The organism is Mycobacterium sp. E787 (assembly GCF_001668725.1).
GTDB lineage: Bacteria > Actinomycetota > Actinomycetes > Mycobacteriales > Mycobacteriaceae > Mycobacterium.
The window spans coordinates 49,511-66,295 of the sequence record NZ_LZKL01000050.1 but is presented as its reverse complement, the minus strand read 5'-3'; the positions used below and the strand labels follow the sequence as shown (position 1 = coordinate 66,295).

General features: G+C 69.0%; 18 protein-coding genes and 1 pseudogene. 8 read left to right on the top strand and 11 right to left on the bottom strand.

Annotated elements, in window-relative coordinates; genetic code table 11:
* Positions 1-2: 2 nt before the first annotated feature.
* Positions 3-794: an IclR family transcriptional regulator gene (locus A5705_RS10300; RefSeq protein WP_067882329.1), complete on the top strand. Its 792-nt coding sequence runs from the start codon at positions 3-5 to the stop codon at positions 792-794.
* Here the strand turns inward: A5705_RS10300 and A5705_RS10295 are convergent.
* The 6 genes from A5705_RS10295 to A5705_RS10270 form a co-directional block, all read right to left on the bottom strand.
* Positions 782-1,612, bottom strand: coding sequence for a polysaccharide deacetylase family protein (locus A5705_RS10295; protein WP_068277392.1), 831 nt, complete (start codon positions 1,610-1,612; stop codon positions 782-784). The genes A5705_RS10300 and A5705_RS10295 overlap by 13 nt on opposite strands.
* Before the next feature lie 84 nt (positions 1,613-1,696).
* Positions 1,697-2,419, bottom strand: a complete 723-nt coding sequence (locus A5705_RS10290; RefSeq protein ID WP_067882326.1) for a class II aldolase/adducin family protein — start codon at positions 2,417-2,419, stop codon at positions 1,697-1,699.
* Positions 2,403-3,200: a 3-(cis-5,6-dihydroxycyclohexa-1,3-dien-1-yl)propanoate dehydrogenase gene (hcaB, locus tag A5705_RS10285; protein ID WP_068277253.1), complete on the bottom strand. Its 798-nt coding sequence runs from the start codon at positions 3,198-3,200 to the stop codon at positions 2,403-2,405. The genes A5705_RS10290 and hcaB overlap by 17 nt, the downstream gene beginning before the upstream one ends.
* Positions 3,184-3,426: a dihydrodiol dehydrogenase gene (locus A5705_RS10280; protein ID WP_067882320.1), complete on the bottom strand. Its 243-nt coding sequence runs from the start codon at positions 3,424-3,426 to the stop codon at positions 3,184-3,186. The genes hcaB and A5705_RS10280 overlap by 17 nt, the downstream gene beginning before the upstream one ends.
* Positions 3,423-3,950: a 3-phenylpropionate/cinnamic acid dioxygenase subunit beta gene (locus A5705_RS10275; protein ID WP_067882317.1), complete on the bottom strand. Its 528-nt coding sequence runs from the start codon at positions 3,948-3,950 to the stop codon at positions 3,423-3,425. Before A5705_RS10275 ends, A5705_RS10280 begins: the two co-directional genes overlap by 4 nt.
* Positions 3,947-5,227: a Rieske 2Fe-2S domain-containing protein gene (locus A5705_RS10270; RefSeq protein ID WP_231964510.1), complete on the bottom strand. Its 1,281-nt coding sequence runs from the start codon at positions 5,225-5,227 to the stop codon at positions 3,947-3,949. The genes A5705_RS10275 and A5705_RS10270 overlap by 4 nt, the downstream gene beginning before the upstream one ends.
* Before the next feature lie 302 nt (positions 5,228-5,529).
* On the opposite strand from A5705_RS10270, the gene A5705_RS10265 reads away from it, so the two are divergent.
* The 5 genes from A5705_RS10265 (at position 5,530) to A5705_RS10245 (ending at position 9,510) form a co-directional block, all read left to right on the top strand.
* Positions 5,530-6,468: a Rieske 2Fe-2S domain-containing protein gene (locus A5705_RS10265; RefSeq protein WP_067882659.1), complete on the top strand. Its 939-nt coding sequence runs from the start codon at positions 5,530-5,532 to the stop codon at positions 6,466-6,468.
* Entirely contained in the window at positions 6,465-6,950 is a 486-nt protein-coding gene (locus A5705_RS10260; protein ID WP_067882311.1) for a hemerythrin domain-containing protein, read from the top strand. The genes A5705_RS10265 and A5705_RS10260 overlap by 4 nt, the downstream gene beginning before the upstream one ends.
* A gap of 61 nt (positions 6,951-7,011) precedes the next feature.
* Positions 7,012-7,767: a protocatechuate 3,4-dioxygenase subunit beta gene (gene pcaH, locus A5705_RS10255; RefSeq protein WP_067882309.1), complete on the top strand. Its 756-nt coding sequence runs from the start codon at positions 7,012-7,014 to the stop codon at positions 7,765-7,767.
* Positions 7,760-8,287, top strand: coding sequence for a protocatechuate 3,4-dioxygenase subunit alpha (gene pcaG, locus A5705_RS10250; protein WP_067882306.1), 528 nt, complete (start codon positions 7,760-7,762; stop codon positions 8,285-8,287). Before pcaH ends, pcaG begins: the two co-directional genes overlap by 8 nt.
* Positions 8,284-9,510 (top strand): lyase family protein, encoded by a 1,227-nt coding sequence (locus A5705_RS10245; protein ID WP_067882302.1) that lies wholly within the window; start codon positions 8,284-8,286, stop codon positions 9,508-9,510. The genes pcaG and A5705_RS10245 overlap by 4 nt, the downstream gene beginning before the upstream one ends.
* Here A5705_RS10245 and A5705_RS10240 read toward each other — a convergent pair.
* Positions 9,497-10,144 (bottom strand): TetR/AcrR family transcriptional regulator, encoded by a 648-nt coding sequence (locus tag A5705_RS10240; protein ID WP_067882299.1) that lies wholly within the window; start codon positions 10,142-10,144, stop codon positions 9,497-9,499. The genes A5705_RS10245 and A5705_RS10240 overlap by 14 nt on opposite strands.
* 270 nt (positions 10,145-10,414) lie before the next feature.
* Here A5705_RS10240 and A5705_RS10235 point away from each other — a divergent pair, with 270 nt between their 5' ends.
* Complete coding sequence (locus tag A5705_RS10235; protein ID WP_067882296.1) at positions 10,415-10,696, top strand: DUF1876 domain-containing protein; 282 nt, start codon at positions 10,415-10,417, stop codon at positions 10,694-10,696.
* Between the two features lie 76 nt (positions 10,697-10,772).
* Positions 10,773-11,576 carry an HPF/RaiA family ribosome-associated protein gene (locus tag A5705_RS10230; protein WP_067882293.1) on the top strand — a complete coding sequence of 268 codons (804 nt, stop codon included), beginning with the start codon at positions 10,773-10,775 and terminating at the stop codon, positions 11,574-11,576.
* 57 nt (positions 11,577-11,633) lie between these two features.
* Here A5705_RS10230 and A5705_RS10225 read toward each other — a convergent pair.
* The 4 genes and pseudogenes from A5705_RS10225 to A5705_RS10210 all read right to left on the bottom strand — a co-directional run.
* Positions 11,634-12,278: pseudogene (locus tag A5705_RS10225) on the bottom strand (dienelactone hydrolase family protein); the annotation flags it as partial.
* A gap of 61 nt (positions 12,279-12,339) precedes the next feature.
* A complete protein-coding gene (locus A5705_RS28095) occupies positions 12,340-13,464 on the bottom strand; it encodes a Vms1/Ankzf1 family peptidyl-tRNA hydrolase (RefSeq protein WP_067882287.1) in 1,125 nt (374 codons plus the stop codon).
* 90 nt (positions 13,465-13,554) lie between these two features.
* Positions 13,555-14,904, bottom strand: a complete 1,350-nt coding sequence (locus A5705_RS10215; RefSeq protein ID WP_067882284.1) for a nicotinate phosphoribosyltransferase — start codon at positions 14,902-14,904, stop codon at positions 13,555-13,557.
* Positions 14,901-16,751 carry a long-chain fatty acid--CoA ligase gene (locus A5705_RS10210; protein ID WP_068277250.1) on the bottom strand — a complete coding sequence of 617 codons (1,851 nt, stop codon included), beginning with the start codon at positions 16,749-16,751 and terminating at the stop codon, positions 14,901-14,903. Before A5705_RS10210 ends, A5705_RS10215 begins: the two co-directional genes overlap by 4 nt.
* Positions 16,752-16,785: the final 34 nt, after the last annotated feature.

Here is a 16,785-nt window from a genome sequence, read left to right as displayed (position 1 = left end):
TCATGGCGAACAAGAGGCAGCAGGACGCCGCCGATTCGCTTGCGCCCCAGTATCCGATCGAGTCGGTCGACAACGCGCTGAAGCTGCTGCTGTTGCTGGGGGAGCGGCCGGAGATCCGGTTGACCGAGGCCACCCGATACCTGGGTGTCGCGGCCTCGACGGCGCACCGACTGCTGGCGATGCTGAACTATCGCGGGTTCGTCCGGCAAGACCCGGTGTCCAAGGCGTACCTGCCGGGTCCCTCGTTGACCGGCGTGGCGTTTGCGATCCTCGGCCGCCTCGACCTTCAGCGCAGCGCCGCGCCGATCATGCGAAGCCTGAGCGAGCAACTGCGGGAATCGATTCACGTCGGGATGCTCGACGGCGCGAACGTCCGTTTCGTCGCCGCGGTCGAGGGGCCCGCGGCCGTGCGGGTGGCCTCGCGGCTGGGCCGAACCATGCCGGCGCACTGCACCTCGACGGGCAAGGTCATGCTCGCCCAGCTCGCGGAAGCCGAACTGTCCCAGTTGTTTCCGGCGGAGGACTTGGAGCGCGTCACCGCTCACTCGATTGGCAGCCGCACCGAACTGGAGGCCGAGCTGGCGCGCATCCGGGAGCGGGGCTACGCGGTCAATCGCGAGGAGAGCGAGGAGGGCGTCGCCTCGGTGGCGGTGGCCATCCCGACCCGGGCGCCGGGCCTGCGGCTCGCGCTCAACGCCGCGGCACCGCAGAATCGGCTCGACGGCGCGCGCTGCCCGGCCGTGGCCGCCGCTCTTGTCAAGGCCGCCAAGGAGATTGGCGATCAGGTCGGCTGAGATATCCGGCGCGGGATCTCGGGTCGCAGGAAGACGTCGTTGAGCGTGACGGTGCGCAGCCTGCGTTCCCGGATGATGTCCACCAACTGTCCGTAAACACGGGTGACCGCCGGGTGATTGAGGTGGCCGATCACGATGTTCTGCGGGGCGAAGGCCTCGTACGCCGTCCTGACGATCTGGTTTTCGGACAGCACCGCGGAATCGCGTAGGTCGCCGGACCACAGCGTGGTCGCGTGGTAGCCGAGCTCGGCGGCCACCGAGTCCACCACGGCGTTGTGATGGCCATAGGGCGGCCGGAAGTACGGGGTGGCGTCCACTCCGTAGGCGTTCCGCAGGAACTGGTCGGTGCGACCGAGCTCATCGGCGATCTGGGCCTTCGACAGCATCGTCAGGTCGGGATGCGTCCACGTGTGGTTGGCCAGCTGAATCTGCCCCGATTCCACCAGCGGCCGAAGCAACGCGGCATTGTCGGTCCACGAGTGATAGGCGCCGGTGACGAAATAGGTGAGCCGCACCCCGGTGTCCTTGGCGAACTGTGTGTAGAGCCGCACCACCTCGGTGTCGGCGCCGTCATCGACCGTCCACGCCAGCAGGTCGCCGTTGCCGGGCAGCTTCCTCAGCACCCCGCCACCGGGCAACGCGACGCGCGACCGGGGATCCGGCGGGGACAGCATCGGCGGCAACCCCGGGGCGGCCGGGCGCGGCGCAGTCACCTCGGCGCGCGCCACCGTCTCCCTGGAGCCCCCGGCGGAGGACCACGAGATCCCGGTGACCGCGACCGTCGCGGCCACCGCGACCAGGAATCGCCGCCGGTCCAGTTCGCTCACCCGGGCAGGCTAATGCCGGCGCGCGCCGTCCCGGTCGAGTGGCGCGCGCCGGATATGAACCTGTGACATTGGCTTTCAGTCACCCAGCCGCGCGACCTCGTGTCGCCAGGCCGCGTCGGTGTTGAATCCCGGCCCCAGGTCGGGCAGGTCGTCCCAGTCGGCGTCGTCGATGTCGCGCAGCGCGGCGCCGGCCGCGCGCACCCGCAACGACATCCGCGCCAGCTCGTTCACGCCGATCGCCCGCAGCACGGCCTGCTGAATGGTGTTGGCGGCGCTGGTGATTCCGTGCCCGCGCAGGATCAGCACCGGCCGGCCGTGCATCGCGGCCACCATGTCCTTGCCCAGCGCCGGGGTTCGGATCAGCACTGCGCGTTCGTAGACCGGCACGCCGCCGCGCGCGAGCCACGCGCCGGGAATGTCGTAGGCGCCGTAGATCGGCCTCAGCGTGATCCCGGCGAGGTCGGCGGCGACGACGGCGGGCGGGTGCAGGTGCGCGACGGCCCGGTGCGCCGGATCGGCGAGCATCGTCTCGACGTGGATGGGCAGCTCGTTGGGAACCCGGTAGCCGTCGAGCTCGCCTGCGGCGCCGGCGCTTCCGTCGAATTTGATGAGCCTTATGTTGCCGGGTTGGGTGAACGCCACCCCGGTGTCGGTGTCGCTGCGGCACCGGACGAGCAGCCGGTCGTCATCGACGCGCAGGCTCAGGTGGCCGAGGATGCCGTCGACCAGACCGCGCGCCGCCGCGACCCGGCAGGCCTGCGCCACCAAGGCGCGCTGTTGATCAAACACGCGTTCCACCCAGCCCGAATCCGCCGTCGGGGTGGACGGTTTCGCCGGTGATGCCGCGGGACCGGTCGGACGCCAGGAACACGAAACTCCAGGCGTGGTCCTCTCCGGTGAGCGCGACGCCCAGCGGGGTGCGCGCCGCCAGATCGCTTGCCCGATCGGGGGTGTCGTCCAGGCGGACGCCCTCGAGGCCCAGGCTGGCGAGGCCGCGCAGATCGGTGCCCAGCGTGCCGCCCGGCGCCACGCCGTTGACCCGGATCCGCGGCGCCAGTTCGCGGGCCAGCGTCGCCACCAGTCCGCGCACGGCGAACTTCGACGACACGTACAGCGCGCCGCCGCGCCCGGGGTGATACGACGACGTGGACTCGCACAAGACGATCGACGACCCGGTGCCGGCCTGCAGCGCGGGCAGGGCCGCCTTGACCGACTGCAGGTGGCTCAGCACATTGGTGCGGAACATCTCGTCGAAGGCGGACGACAGGTCACCGGCGTCGATGTCGCCGACGCCCCGGTAGAAATCGAAGACCCCGACGCAGTTGACCAGGGTGTCCAGCCCGCCCAAGGCGTCCACTGCGGCGGCGACGGCGCGCTCGTTGGCCGCACGGGTGACCGCGTCGCCGTCGACCACCGGGACGCCGGCCAACTCGACACGCAACCGTTCGCACTTTGCCGAATCTCGTTCCAGCGCAGCAACTTTGGCTCCCTCGGTACAAAACGCGTCCAGCACGGCGCGGCCGATGCCGGATCCGGCGCCGACGATCAGGGCGCGCTTGCCCTCAAGCCAGCCGGTCATCGCCGACCTCCGGCTCGTCGGGCACCAGCGGCGCGCCGGCCTTGCCGACCATGGTGGCCAGCGTGCGGGCGTTCTGCCAGGTCAGCGCCTCCAGCTCGAGCGCGTCCAGGCTGATCGACCGCCCGGTCTTGGGGGCGCTGATCAGCAACCGCGACCCGTTGCGGGTGTCCACCCGCCGCACCTCGACCTCGGCGAATTCGTTTGCCACCGTGAGGGGTTCGTTCACAGGAACACCGCCAGGTTCTGCATCCGCAGCACCGACTCGTCGACAAAGATGGTGCGGCGTGCCAGCTTCCAGCCATCCGTGCAGCGCCGCAGCAGGTCCTCGCGCCCGCAGGACACCAGCGCGGCGTCGTTGACGTCGCCGCGGCTGCGGAAGAGCAACTCGGCCGATTCGACGGCCAGGTGCGCGTCATCTTCGACGAACGTGCGCACGTTGGTGATGAAGTGCCGCAGCCGCGACGGCGGATCCTCGGTCCAGGCGTGCTCGGTGGCAAAGCGGGCGACCCGCTGGCGCAGCGAGTACTTGTCCTCGTCGAAATGCGCCATCCCCGGCCCCCTTTCCGGCTCGGCGTCGAACCCGGCACCGCGCGCCGTGGTGACCCGGACCGGCATCAGGTAGCGGATATCGTCGGTCAGGGTGTTCAGCCACGCCTCGTAGTCCTGGGCATCGAGCAGGTAGGCCTCGTCGACCAGGAACTGATGGGCCTGAAGGTGGCGAAAGTCGTTGAATGGGAGGGCTTTTCTCATGACAGGTAGTCCGCCCACAAGCCGAGCAGCGCGCGCTGGTTGTACTCGTTGTAGCCGACCTGGGCGCGCCCCGGACCGTGGAAGGACTCGGCGGGCAGCGCCTCGATGACGGGGCGATCGTCGCAGAGCAGGCCCATCCGGCTGTTGAGCAGCAGGCGGCGCGCCATCGACCCGCCCGCGGTGGTGGTCAGCGACACCCAGTTCTCCACGTCGTCTTGTTCGAACATTCCGGTCGATCCGAAGCACATCAAATATGCCTGGTACGAATCACGTTTGTATTGCAGGGGAGCGGCGGAATCCACCGCGAACCACGAGCACACCTCGGTTTCGTTCTCGCTGATGGGCTGCCACAGCCGGATCGAGATGAACGGCAGCACCTGCTGGCCGCCGGGCAACTTGGGCCAGTTGTGCACGAAGCTCAGGTTCGGAAAACAGGTGGCCGCCGAGATCATGAACCCGTCCTCGCCGACCACCCGCCGTTGCTCGGGTGTCCAGGTGTGTTTGATCCGGGCGATCATCTCGTCGGGATAGCCGACGTAGCGCATCCGCTCGTCGAAGTCGCCCGGCGGAAGCTTGTAGGTGGTGCCACCGCCGCGACCCGCCCAATAGGTCGCTCCGTCCTTGCGCTTCTGGGCTTTCGGCTCGCGGAACAGGCCGATGTCGACGATCGACGCGTGCGTGTGCGGGGTGTGGTACATGTCGCCGGCGAAGTTCTCGGCGCCGATCTTCCAGTTGGCCTTGATCCGCCAGCGCTGCGGCCCCCGCACCTCCAGGCCGCCGGCGCTCTGCTTGGTGTAGAAATCCAGGTAGAACCTGAAGTCGCCGAGGAAATCCTCCAGCGGTTCGGCCGCCGGGTCCAGGCTGACGAACAACAGGCCGTTGTAACTCGCGAAACTCGGTGCGGGAAGCAGGCTTTGGGCGTCGCGGGGCAGCCCCTCGTCGCCGCCGTAGGCCTCGCGATGAAACGGCAGCCCGGTGAGCCGGCCGTCGTTGCGGTAGGTCCAGCCGTGGTACGGGCAGCGGAAGTTGGAGGCGTTGCCCATCTCGGCTCGGCACAGCTGCATGCCGCGATGCAGGCACATGTTGAACAGGGCACGCACCCGTCCGTCGGCATCGCGGCTGATGATGAAGGAATCGTCGAGCACCCGGCGCACCACGTAGTCGCCGTCGTGCGGGACCTCCGATTCGTGGCCCACGAACGTCCATGCGCGGCTGAACAATCGCTCCCGCTCCCGCGCGAACAACTCGCGGTCGTTGTAGATGTGGGCGGGGATCATCCCCCGCCGGACCTGGTCGAAAACGTTGCGAAAATCCGTCACCCGCATCCTCTGCTGTACAGAAATTACTTCCGCTAAGTAGAATCGCGCACCCGGCGCGCCTGGTCAATGCCCACGGCCAGCGACTTCGGAGCATCCTTTTGGCTAACTCACAGGTGCCTGACAACCGAGGATTCACGGTCCGCGGCTACGGTGGTCACGTCGGACCCGGTGCGCCTGTGAGCGCGAATTAACACACGGGTTATCGCCGATTTTGCGTGGATTGCTGCCGTATAGCGCTGCATCTGAGGAAGGAAGGTGTCATGGTGGATCGGTCCCGGGGGGCCGGCCGTGGGTTGCGGGGACTCGGACCGCGAGTGTTGTCAGCAATCGGGCGGCAGGAGTGGCTGGATCGGCCGAGCTATCGGTTCGAGCACCTGCTCAGCTTCGGCTACAACGCGCTGGGCGGCGCGCGCAACACCGTCACCAACGCGCTGCACGGCGTCTGGCTCGGGCACCCGGTTCATCCGCCGCTGGCGTCGCTGACGAGCGGGGCGCTGGGCACGACGGTGGCGCTGGACGCGCTCAGCCTGCTGCCCGGTCAGCGGCCCAGCGAGGTGCGCGACGCGTCCCGGTTTGCCACCCGCGCGCTGGGGGTGGGGATCCTGGCGAGCATCGGGTCCGCGATCACCGGCACCACCGACTGGCAACACACCCACTCCGAGGACCGCCGGGTGGGCCTGGTGCACGGCCTGGTGAACCTGGTCGCCACCGGGCTCTACGCGCAGTCCTGGTGGGACCGCCGGCACGGCCGACACGGCCGCGGCATCGCCCTGACCACGCTCGGCTACGCCATCACCCTCTCTGGCAGCTACCTCGGCGGGGCCCTGGTGTTCGAGTCCGGCATCGGGATCGACCAGTCGGGCGAGCGGCTGCGCACCACGGAGTGGACCCCGGTGCTGCCGGCGAACTCGCTGAACGGCAAGCCGGTGCGCGTCGAGGTCGACGGCGTGGGAGTGGTTGTCTGCCAGACGAAGCCGGGCGAGGTGTCGGCGTTCGGTGAGTTCTGCCCACACCTGGCGGCCCCGATGGCCGACGGCTGGGTCGACCGCGGCCGGGTCGTGTGCCCCTGGCACGGCTCGTGGTTCGCGGCCGAGTCGGGAGAGGTCCTGCGGGGCCCGGCGGCGGCCCCGCTGCCGTGCTACGAGGCCAGGTTGGTCGACGGAATGGTTGAGGTGCGTGCCGAGGAGGTAGCGAAGTGAACGCCTATGACGTGTTGAAGGAACACCACATCGTGATCAAGGGCCTCGGCCGCAAGATCAGCGAGGCGCCGGTGAACAGCGAAGAGAGGCATGCCCTTTTCGATGACTTCCTCGTCGAACTCGACATCCACTTCCGCATCGAGGACGACCTGTACTACCCGGCGCTCAAGGATGCCAGCAAGTTGATCGCCGTCGCGCACGCCGAGCATCGTCAGGTGGTGGACCAGCTTTCCGTGCTGCTCAAGACGCCGCAGAGCGCGCCGGACTACGAGGTCGAGTGGAACTCCTTCAAGACCGTGCTGGAGGCGCACGCCGACGAGGAGGAGCGCGACCTGATTCCGGCTCCGCCCGAGGTGAAGATCACCGACGCCGAGCTCGAGGAGCTGGGCAACCAGATGGCCGCCAAGATGGAGCAGTACCGCAGCTCCGCGCTGCACCGGATGCGCACCAAGGGCCGGGCCGCGTTGGTCCGGGGTCTCTAACGGACGACATCACGCGGCTGACGGGGGGTCAGCCGCGCGATCGGGAGTAGCCTCACGGCTGATGAGCGCCGAGGCTGTCGCGTCCCAGGAGGACATCACGGCGGAGATTGCCGCCCTGAGCCGCGGTGAGGCCGCCGGGGATCCGACGCTGCCGCGGCTCGACTACCCGCCCTATCGCAGCACCGTCCTGCGCCACCCCAACCGGCCCCCACTCGTCGTCGACCCCGACGAGCTCGAACGCGGGGCACCGTGCTTCGGCCCTGGAGACGTCGGCCCGCTCGACGCCGACCTGACGGCCGGCCATCCGGGTGAGCCGCTCGGGGAGCGGATCATCGTGACCGGGCGGGTGCTCGACGACGCCGGCGCTGCGGTGGCGGGGCAGCTGGTCGAGATCTGGCAGGCCAACGCGGGCGGCCGTTATCGTCACCAGCGCGACCAGCACCCGGCCCCGCTGGACCCGAACTTCGTCGGCGCCGGCCGCTGCCTCACCGGAGCCGACGGGTCCTACCGCTTCCTGACGATCAAGCCCGGCCCCTATCCGTGGCGCAATCACCACAACGCCTGGCGCCCGGCCCATATCCACTTCTCGGTCTTCGGAACGGCTTTCACGCAGCGGCTGGTCACCCAGATGTACTTCCCGGGCGATCCGCTGTTCGACCTGGATCCCATTTTCCAATCGATCCCCGATCCGGCCGCCCGGCAACGGCTGATCGCCCGCTACGACCACGGCGTCACCCAGCCCGAGTACGCGACAGGCTACCGCTGGGACATCGTGCTGTGCGGCGCCCGTCGAACCTGGACTGACGAAGATGGCTGAATTGCCTTGCACCCCGGGGCAAACGGTGGGCCCCTTCTTGAGCCTCGGATTGCCATATCCCGGTGACGGCGAGCTGGTCGGCGCCGAGCATCCGCGGGCCGTCCGGTTGCACGGCACGGTGTACGACGGCGCAGGGGAGCCGGTCCCGGACGCGCTGGTCGAACTCTGGCAGCGCGACGGCGACGGGCGCATCCCGGCGCAGCCCGGGTCGCTGCGCCGCGACGATACGGCGTTCACCGGCTGGGGCCGGTGCGCGACAGACGCGGCCGGGTACTACGGCTTCACCACCGTCGCGCCCGGCTCGGACCGCGGGCGAGCCCCGTTTTTCGCCATCGCCGTCTTCGCGCGCGGGTTGCTGGACCGGTTGTTCACCCGCGCCTACCTGCCCCACGACGCCGTGAACGCCGACCCGGCGCTCGCACCTCTGGTGTGCATCCCCGAAAGCGGCGGCGCGGCATACCGTTTCGATATCCACCTGCAGGGGCCAGACGAGACCGTGTTCCTGGAGTACCGCCGATGACCAATCTCCTGTGGCCCGGCGACCAGCGGGCCGGCGAGCACATGACGGACCGGTCGCTGCTGACCGCGATGGTCGCGGTGGAATCCGCGTGGCTGGGCGCGCTGGCCGCCGCCGGCCTGGCGCCCGGCGCAGGCTCCGGCGCAGACCTGTCCACCCTGGTGGGTGACGACGACCGCGAGTCGCTCGCCGTCGCCGCGGAGGGCGGCGGCAACCCGGTCATCGGGCTGGTCGAACTGCTGCGCGGTCGCGCCGCCCCGGCCGTCGCGCCGTGGATCCACCGCGGACTCACCAGCCAGGACGTCCTCGACACCGCCCTCATGCTGGGCGTGCGCGCCGTCGCGGACGAGCTCACCGCGCAACTGACACAACAACTTTCGGCGCTGTCCGCCCTCGCCGCGGCCCACCGGGGCACCCCGATGGTGGCCCGCACCCTCACCCAGCACGCGGCGCCCACCACCTTCGGCGCCAAGGCGGCCGTCTGGCTGAACGGGGTCGCCGACGCGTTCGAGCGGCTGCAGGGGCTGGTCACCCCGATTCAGGTCGGCGGTGCGGCCGGGACCCGGGCCGCCGCCACCGAGCTGGCGACGCTGATGGGCGCGGCCAACGATCCGGGTGAACTCTCCGATCGGCTGGTGGCAAGCGCGGCAATCGCTTTGGCGCTGCCCGTCCGCCCGCCGTGGCACACGACGCGCACGCCGGTCACCGCGGCCGCGGACGCCTTCGTCGGCTGCACCGACGCCTGGGGCCGCGTCGCCTCGGACGTGGTGACCCTGGCCCGTCCCGAGATCGGCGAACTCGCCGAGCCGGCAGGCGAGAACCGCGGGGGATCGTCGTCGATGCCGCACAAGCGCAACCCGGTCCTGTCGATCCTGATCCGGCGGGCCGCGCTCGCGGCGCCGCAACTGGCGGCCACCCTGCACACCGCCGCGGCGCTGGCCAACGACGAACGGCCCGACGGTCCCTGGCATGCCGAGTGGGACACGCTGCGCACCCTGGGCCGGCGCACGCTCGTTGCGGGTTCCCAGTGCGCAGAGCTGCTGGCCGGACTGCGGGTCGACGCCGCGCGGATGGCCGAAAACCTCAGCAGCGCCGACGTTCTCGGCGAGCAACGGGCGATCGCCGAGCTGGCGGGCAGGGCCCCGTCGGCCGGCTATCTCGGCGAAACGGACCGCTTGGTCGACGAGAGCATCGACCGCGCGCGGCGGATACTCAGGGGCCGCTAGTGGCCAGCGCCGTGCCGTCGGCTTCGTAGATGCTGGCCAGCCAGATGTGCACCAGCGTGTCGATCACGCGGTCTTCGGGGATCGCCGGCTCCTCGGTGGTGAACGTCGCGGCCATCACCCGCTCGCTCAGCATGTTCAGCGCGACGGACAGATCCTCGGCCGGGTAGGTCTCCGGGGCGGCGCCGCGCCGGCGTTCGGCCTTGATCGCCGCCGTGGTGTGGGAGATCCACTTCTGCATGAGCGTCGACCACAGCTGCCGGACTTCGGGGTTGGTGGCCTTCGCCGCGGCCCCGGCCACCGCGACCGCCCGATGCGATCCCGACACCTCGAAGAAGGCCTCGATGCGCGCCCGCCAATGCGTCGCGGGGTCGCCGAACAGCTTGCCGCCCAGCGCGGTCAGCGCCGCGTGCGCCTTGCCGTTCATCTGGTCCAGCAGCGACAGCAACACCGCATTTTTGGATTGGAAGTAGAAGTAGAAGGTGGGACGGGAGATGCCCGCACCTTTCGCCAGGTCGTCGACGGAGAAGTCGGCCAGCGGTCGTTCCTGCAGGAGGCGCTCGGCGGTGGCCAGGATGGCTTGTTCGCGATCGTCACCCGAATGGTGCGACGCACGGCGGCCTCGAGAGGCGTGCATCTACTCGCCCTGCCTGGGGTAGGACACGTCAGTTACTTTATGGACGCGTCGATATATGTCAACGAAATTATTGATTAAAACCAGCAATATTATCGATTAATATCGGTGGTTCTTTAATCGTCGACTAATTCGGGATTTCTTTACGGCGCGCTTCGGCCTCTGGCGGTTTCCTTTGCCCGGAACCTGATGACTTTCGCCCCTACTTACCGACCGGCACGTGATGGTCGCATCTAATCGGGCAAATCAATCGCCAAGACAAGGAGACCGGCGATGACGGGCAAGGACGACGGCGGCAAGACCTGCCGGATCGATGTGCTGATCGAAGAGCACGAAGAGCGCACCCGGGCGAAGGCCCGGCTGTCGTGGGCTGGCAAGGATTTCGTCGGGATCGGTTTGGCGCGACTTGACCCCGCCGACGAGCCGGTGGCCCGGATCGGCGACGAACTGGCGATTGCCCGAGCCCTGTCGGATTTGTCCAATCAGCTAATGGCGTTGACTTCCACCGATATCCAGGCCAACACCCACCAGCCGGTCACCGGTCTGCACCGCTGAACGTGCGACCGAGTACCGCGCCCGCGGTGACCTTCGGCCCTACAGCAACGATTTGGAAGGAGCGTAGCAACGAATCATGAGACACCGACCCGATTTACCGGCCGTCCTGGATGTCGAGGTGACGACGCATGGTCAGCTGCCCGAGGCCGAAGACTACGCGCGGACGAAGATCGGCGAGCTCGGACGCTTCGCCCATGAACCGGTGCTGCACGCGCACGTGCGGCTGAGCGAGCACGGCGATCCGGCGGTGGCCCGCCGCGTCATCGCGCAGGCGAACCTCGACGTCAACGGCCGGCCGATCCGCGCCCAGGTGGAGGGCGTCACCGAGCGGGAGGCGATCGATCGGCTCGAGGCGCGGCTGCGTCGTCGACTCGAACGCGCCGCCGAGAACTGGGAAGCCAGGCGAGGCGGCATGCCCAAGGCCGCCCCGCACGAATGGCGCCATGAATCCGAACCCACCCACCGGCCGAACTACTTTCCGAGGCCCGAAAGCGAACGCCGCATCATCCGGCACAAGTCGTACAGCCTCCCCGATTGCACCATCGACGAGGCCGCGCTCGAGATGGAGCTGCTCGACTACGACTTCCACCTCTTCACGGAGCGCGGCAGCCAGCAGGACAGTGTGCTGTACCGGCACGGTCCCACGGAATATCGCCTGGCGCAGGTGATTCCGGAACTGTCGGACGAACTGGCGCCGTTCGACCTGCCGCTGACCATCAGCCCGCAGCCGGCTCCGCGGCTCACCGTGGACGAGGCGATCGAGCGGATAGGCCTGCTCGGCCTGCCGTTCCTGTTCTTCGTCGACGCCGCCCGGGACCGCGGCACCGTGTTGTATCACCGCTACGACGGGCACTACGGCCTGATCACACCGGCCGACTGAGGAGCCACTCCCGAGCCGCGGCGGTCCCGGAAAACCCCCCCATCCGGGACCGCCGCCCTAAACCTGAACCTGTACCGCCAGGCGGTCGGTGAACCAGTCGCTGGCCAGCGCGGCCACTCGCCCGAGCGCGCCCGGCTCCTGGAAGAGGTGGGTGGCACCCGGAATGACGGCGACCTCACACTCGCCCGGGATCACGGCCTGCGCCTGCCGGTTGAGCCGCAGCACCGTCTGGTCGTGTCCGCCCACTATCAGCAGGGTCGGGGCATGCACGCTGCGCAGCGCCTCACCGGCCAAATCGGGCCGCCCGCCGCGGGATACCACGGCCGCCACCTTGACCCCCGGGTGTGCGGCCGCCACCAGCGCCGCGCCCGCGCCGGTGCTGGCCCCGAAGTAGCCGACCGGCAGTGACGCGGTGTCGGGTTGGGCCGCCAGCCAGGCCGTGACGTCGACCAGTCGGCGCGCAAGCAACCCTACGTCGAAGACGTTGGCGCGGTCGCGTTCCTCACCGGGCGTCAGCAGGTCGAAGAGCACGGTGGCGAATCCGGCCTTGTTGAGGACCTCGGCGACGAATCGATTCCGCGGGCTGTGCCGGCTGCTTCCGCTGCCGTGCGCGAAGGCGATGACACCCTTGGGATGCTCAGGGATGACGAGGTGGCCGGCCACGGAGACCGGCCCCGTGCTCACCTGGATTTCTTCGTCACGTTGAGTCATTGCACGCTCCTGACACTGCTCTGTTCCCAAAGGAAGTCTGTTCCAAAGGAAGTCATGCGCCCCGGCGGCCGACCGCGTCGCTCGCGACATATCGCAGCAACGCGGCGACGCCTTCCGCGGGCCCGATCCGGTCGCCGGCCAGCACCAGCGCGGCACCCACCGCGATCGCGGCGAACGGCAACGCCTCGTCGGCCCGCGCCACCCGCTGCACCGGTTCGCCGAAGTCGGACAGCGCGTCGGCATCGGGCGCCACGGTGGTGAGCGCCCGGCCGGAGACGACGGTCGCGTCGCCCAGTTCGCCGATCAGCAGCGTGTCGACGTCGCCCTCGCGCAGCGCCGCGCACACGGCGGCAACGCCCTGGGCGGCCAGGCCCGAGCCGCGGCCGAGTTCGGCCTGGAACCGATCGGCGAGCCCGGCCAGCCCGGCTTCGCGGCGCCGAGCGAACTCGGCGGCTGTCGACCGGTGGACCTCATCCTCGTCGATTCCGCTCTTGCGGGACCCGGCGTGCAACTCCGAAATCCGGTCGGCCACCCGCCGTGGCAACTGCGCGATGACGTCCGCCCGCGAACGGACCTCGCCGCACAGGAACACCACCTCGGGGTCGGCGCCGTCCACCAGTCGCGTGAGTTCGTCGGCGACCGCGCGGCAGTTCATGCGGATGGCTTCCTCGGTCGTGTGCTGGAAGTCGCCGTAGCCGTTCCAGCCGGCGCTGGCCGGCTTGTGCACCGGATACCCGTCGCCCTCGACGCTCGTCGAGCTGACGGTGTCGCCCTGATAGAGGGTGATGTCGGCGCCGGTGTGATCGACGGCGGCGAAAACGTAGGTGGGGCGCTGCATCTCGAACTCGATCAGCGGCACGACGTACGGGTAATCGGACAGGCGAACCACCATCGCCGGCGGCGGCCCGTCGAGCGGCTCGTTGATCAGCACCTCATCGCCGGTCGCGATCACCGCGCGGCCGCGCCGGCCGACGGCCGGTCGGTTGTGCAGCACGGCCCCCTCGATGTTGTCGATGAGCGCCGCGGCCGCGCCCAGGTCCTCGAGCTGCTTGCGGATGTCGTCCCAGGTGGTCTCGAGCTGCTCGACGGCATCCTGGGTGTCGTGCGAGTCGTCGAAATAGACCGAGGCAAACGGCCCCTGCGCTTTTACCAGCCACTTGAGGCGATCCGATCGCATGCCATCCCTTTCGCCGTCGCGCCACGATGCTGGCAACCGTATGAACCCACCGCGGCCCGCGGCAGGGTCATTAGCCCCCAGCTGCGGGTCTTAGGTCACCGAGGCGGCGCGGCGGAGCCGTGTCAGCTCGGACGCGATCCCGGGGCTGACGTCCACGGGGTAGGACCAGCCGGTGGCGTCCAGCCAACGAAGGTAGGGCGGCAGCCGGTCGAGCTGCCAGCGTGCCCAGATTCGCGCCGCCTGCAGCCCGGCATCGTGAACGCGCCGGCCGTCTTTCATGACCTGCACCAGCAGCGGCTCGCCGGGGAGGTCTTCGTCGGCCCGCCCGATCGTGTCGCCGCCGAAGGTCCCGTGATTGAGCCGCCGCACCTGCTTGCGCCCCGGATAGATCACCTTGCCCTTGGCGAACTTGGTCCGCCCCACGCCGTCGTACTCCACCAGCTTGTACGCCATGTCGAGGGCGGGGGCATCTTGGGCCACAACGAATTTGGTGCCGACCGCGAAGGCGTCGATGGGGCAGCCGTCGTCGAGCAGCTTGGCAATGCGGTACTCGTCGAGACCCGAGGAGGCGAGGATCTCGACCCTGGTCAATCCCGCCGCGTCGAGCTTTTCCCGGGCCGCCCGCGACAGCGCGCCGAGATCCCCGGAGTCGAGCCGGATCCCGGCGATGGGGAGGCGCTCCCGCTTCCTCGTCAGCTCGATGACCCGGTCCACGCCGCGCAACGTGTCGTAGGTGTCGACGAGCAGCGTGGTGTCCGGGTAGAGCCGGGCGAACGCCTCGAACGCGTCGGGCTCGCTGTCGAACGCCTGGATGAAGCTGTGGGCCATGGTGCCGAACGCCGGGATTCCGTACCTACGGGCCGCGAGCAGGTTCGACGTGCCCGCCATGCCGGCGAGGTAGCCGGCCCGCGCCGCCTTGAGCGCCGCGTCGGTGCCGTGCGCGCGCCGCGCACCGAAATCCACCACCTGCCGGCCGCGGGCCGCTTCGAACACGCGGGCGGCCTTGCTCGCGATGACGCTTTGCAGGTGAATTTGGTTGACCACGAACGTTTCTACGAGCTGAGCCTCCACGATCGGGGCGATCACCTGCACGATCGGCTCGTTGGGAAAGACGATCGTCCCTTCCGGCACCGCCCACACGTTGCCGGTGAAACGCAGCGCCGCGAGGCAGCGGAGGAATTCGTCGGCGAACAAGCCCAACCCGCGCAGGTAGTCGATGTCCTCCGGCTGGAACCGGAACGCTTCGAGGAAGTCGAGCACATCGGACAGGCCGGCGGCCATCACGAACGATCGCCCGGGCGGCAGCTTGCGAAACACGGCCTCGAAGACGGCCGTTCCCGTCATGCGTTCGGCCATGTAGGCCTGTGCCATGGTGACCTCGTAAAGGTCGGTGAACAGGGCGGAAAAGCGCTCCGGTTCGTCGGGCGCGCGGTTGCTCATCCCGACGGGCGGTCGTAGAGGTCGCTGAGGCGGTCCTCGAACTTTTCGATGACGACCTTGCGGCGAAGCTTCAGGCTCGGCGTGAGATCGCCGGATTCGACGGTGAGCTCGCGGTCGAGGATGGTGAACCTCTTGATCTGCTCCCAGCGGTTCAGCTCCAGGTTGAGGGCATCGACGTAGCCGGCGATCAGTTCCTGCGTCTTGTCGTCGCAAGCGATCTCGGCGAGCGACTTGCCGGCCAGGCCGTTCCTTGCTGCCCACTCGGCGATCGCTTCGCCGTCGAGGCTGACCAGCGCGACGCAATATGGCTTCCCCTCGCCGTAGACGAGCAGTTCGCTGGCGTACGGGCACAGGCCCTTGAATTTCGCATCGATCGCCGACGGTGCCACGTACTTGCCCTGTGAGGTCTTGAACATGTCCTTCTTGCGGTCGGTGATCCGCAGGTAGCCGTCGTCGTCGATCTCGCCGATGTCGCCGGTGTGAAACCAGCCGTCGGCGTCGAGCGCCTCGGCGGTGGCGTCGGGGAGATCGTGGTACGAGGTCATCAAACCCGGCCCCCTGAGCAGGATTTCGCCGTCGTCGGCAATCCTGGCCTCGGTGGCCGGGAACGGCCATCCGACGGTTCCGAACCGGTACGCGTGGGGGCGGTTGATGAATGACGCCGCCGCGGTCTCCGTCAGCCCGTAGCCCTCCAGCACGATGATGCCGACGGCGTCGAACCATCGCGCGACGTCACGGTCCAGGGCGGCGGCCGCGGAGACGAAGAACCTCAGCCGGCCGCCGAACCGCTCGCGGATCGTGGAGAAGAACACCCGGTCGGCCACCTGGTAGGCCAGCGCGGCCAGCGCCGACGGCTTCTTGCCGGCTTGCCGGGTTTCCGACACCTTCACACCCAGCCCGATCGCCCAGTCGAACACCTGCTTGCTGAGCCTGCCCCGCCGGGCGACCATGTCCTCGATGTGGGCGTGTGCCTTCTCGAAGATGCGTGGGGCCGCGCCCATGAAGGTGGGCCGCAGCGTCGCCAGGTTGTCGACGATCCGGTCGACGCGGCCGTCGATCGCGGTCGCGTAGCCGATCTGCAGCGCCAGCGCCAGCATCACCTTGCCGAACGCGTGCGCCAACGGCAGCCACAGGAAGTTCAGGTCGTCGGGGCCGAGGATGCCCAGCGCGTCGATGGCCGCCGCGGTGTACGTCCAGGCGCCGTGGGTGAGCCGCACGCCCTTCGGCCGCCCGGTGGTCCCGGAGGTGTAGATGAGGCTGGCGAGCTGGTCGGGACCGATGGTCGCGACGCGCTCGTCGATGACATCGGGGGAGTCGGCCAGCAGCTGCTTGCCCATCTGCTCCAGTTCGGCCAGCGTCATCACCCAGTCGCCGTCGCCGTTGCCGTCGATGATCACCACCTTGCCCACGTCGGGCAGTTCGGCGCGGTGCTGCAGCAATTTGTCGACCTGGCTTTGGTTTTCGGCGACCACCACCCGGCTTCCCGAATTGGCGACGATGTACGCGACGTCGCCGGCGTTGGTGGTCGGGTACACCGTGGTGGTCGCCGCGCCGGCGCACATCACCGCGAAATCGACGAGCACCCACTCGTAGCGCGTCGACGACGCCAGCGCCACCCGATCCTCCGAGGCGATCCCGAGCGAGATCAGCCCGCCGGCGATGTTGTGGACGCGGTCACCGACCTGCCGCCAGGTCACGCTCTCCCAGCTGTGGTCCTGCGGATAGCGAAACGCCTCCGCGTCCGGGGTCGCGGAGACGCGGTCGAGGAACAGGTGCGCCACCGAAGGCGCGCGGTTCTCGATCTTGCTGAGGTCGGGCCTCTCCAGCGAGGCGAGGGGCGTGTTCATGGTGTCAACCCCCGATCCTGCTGTGGGCCCGTGT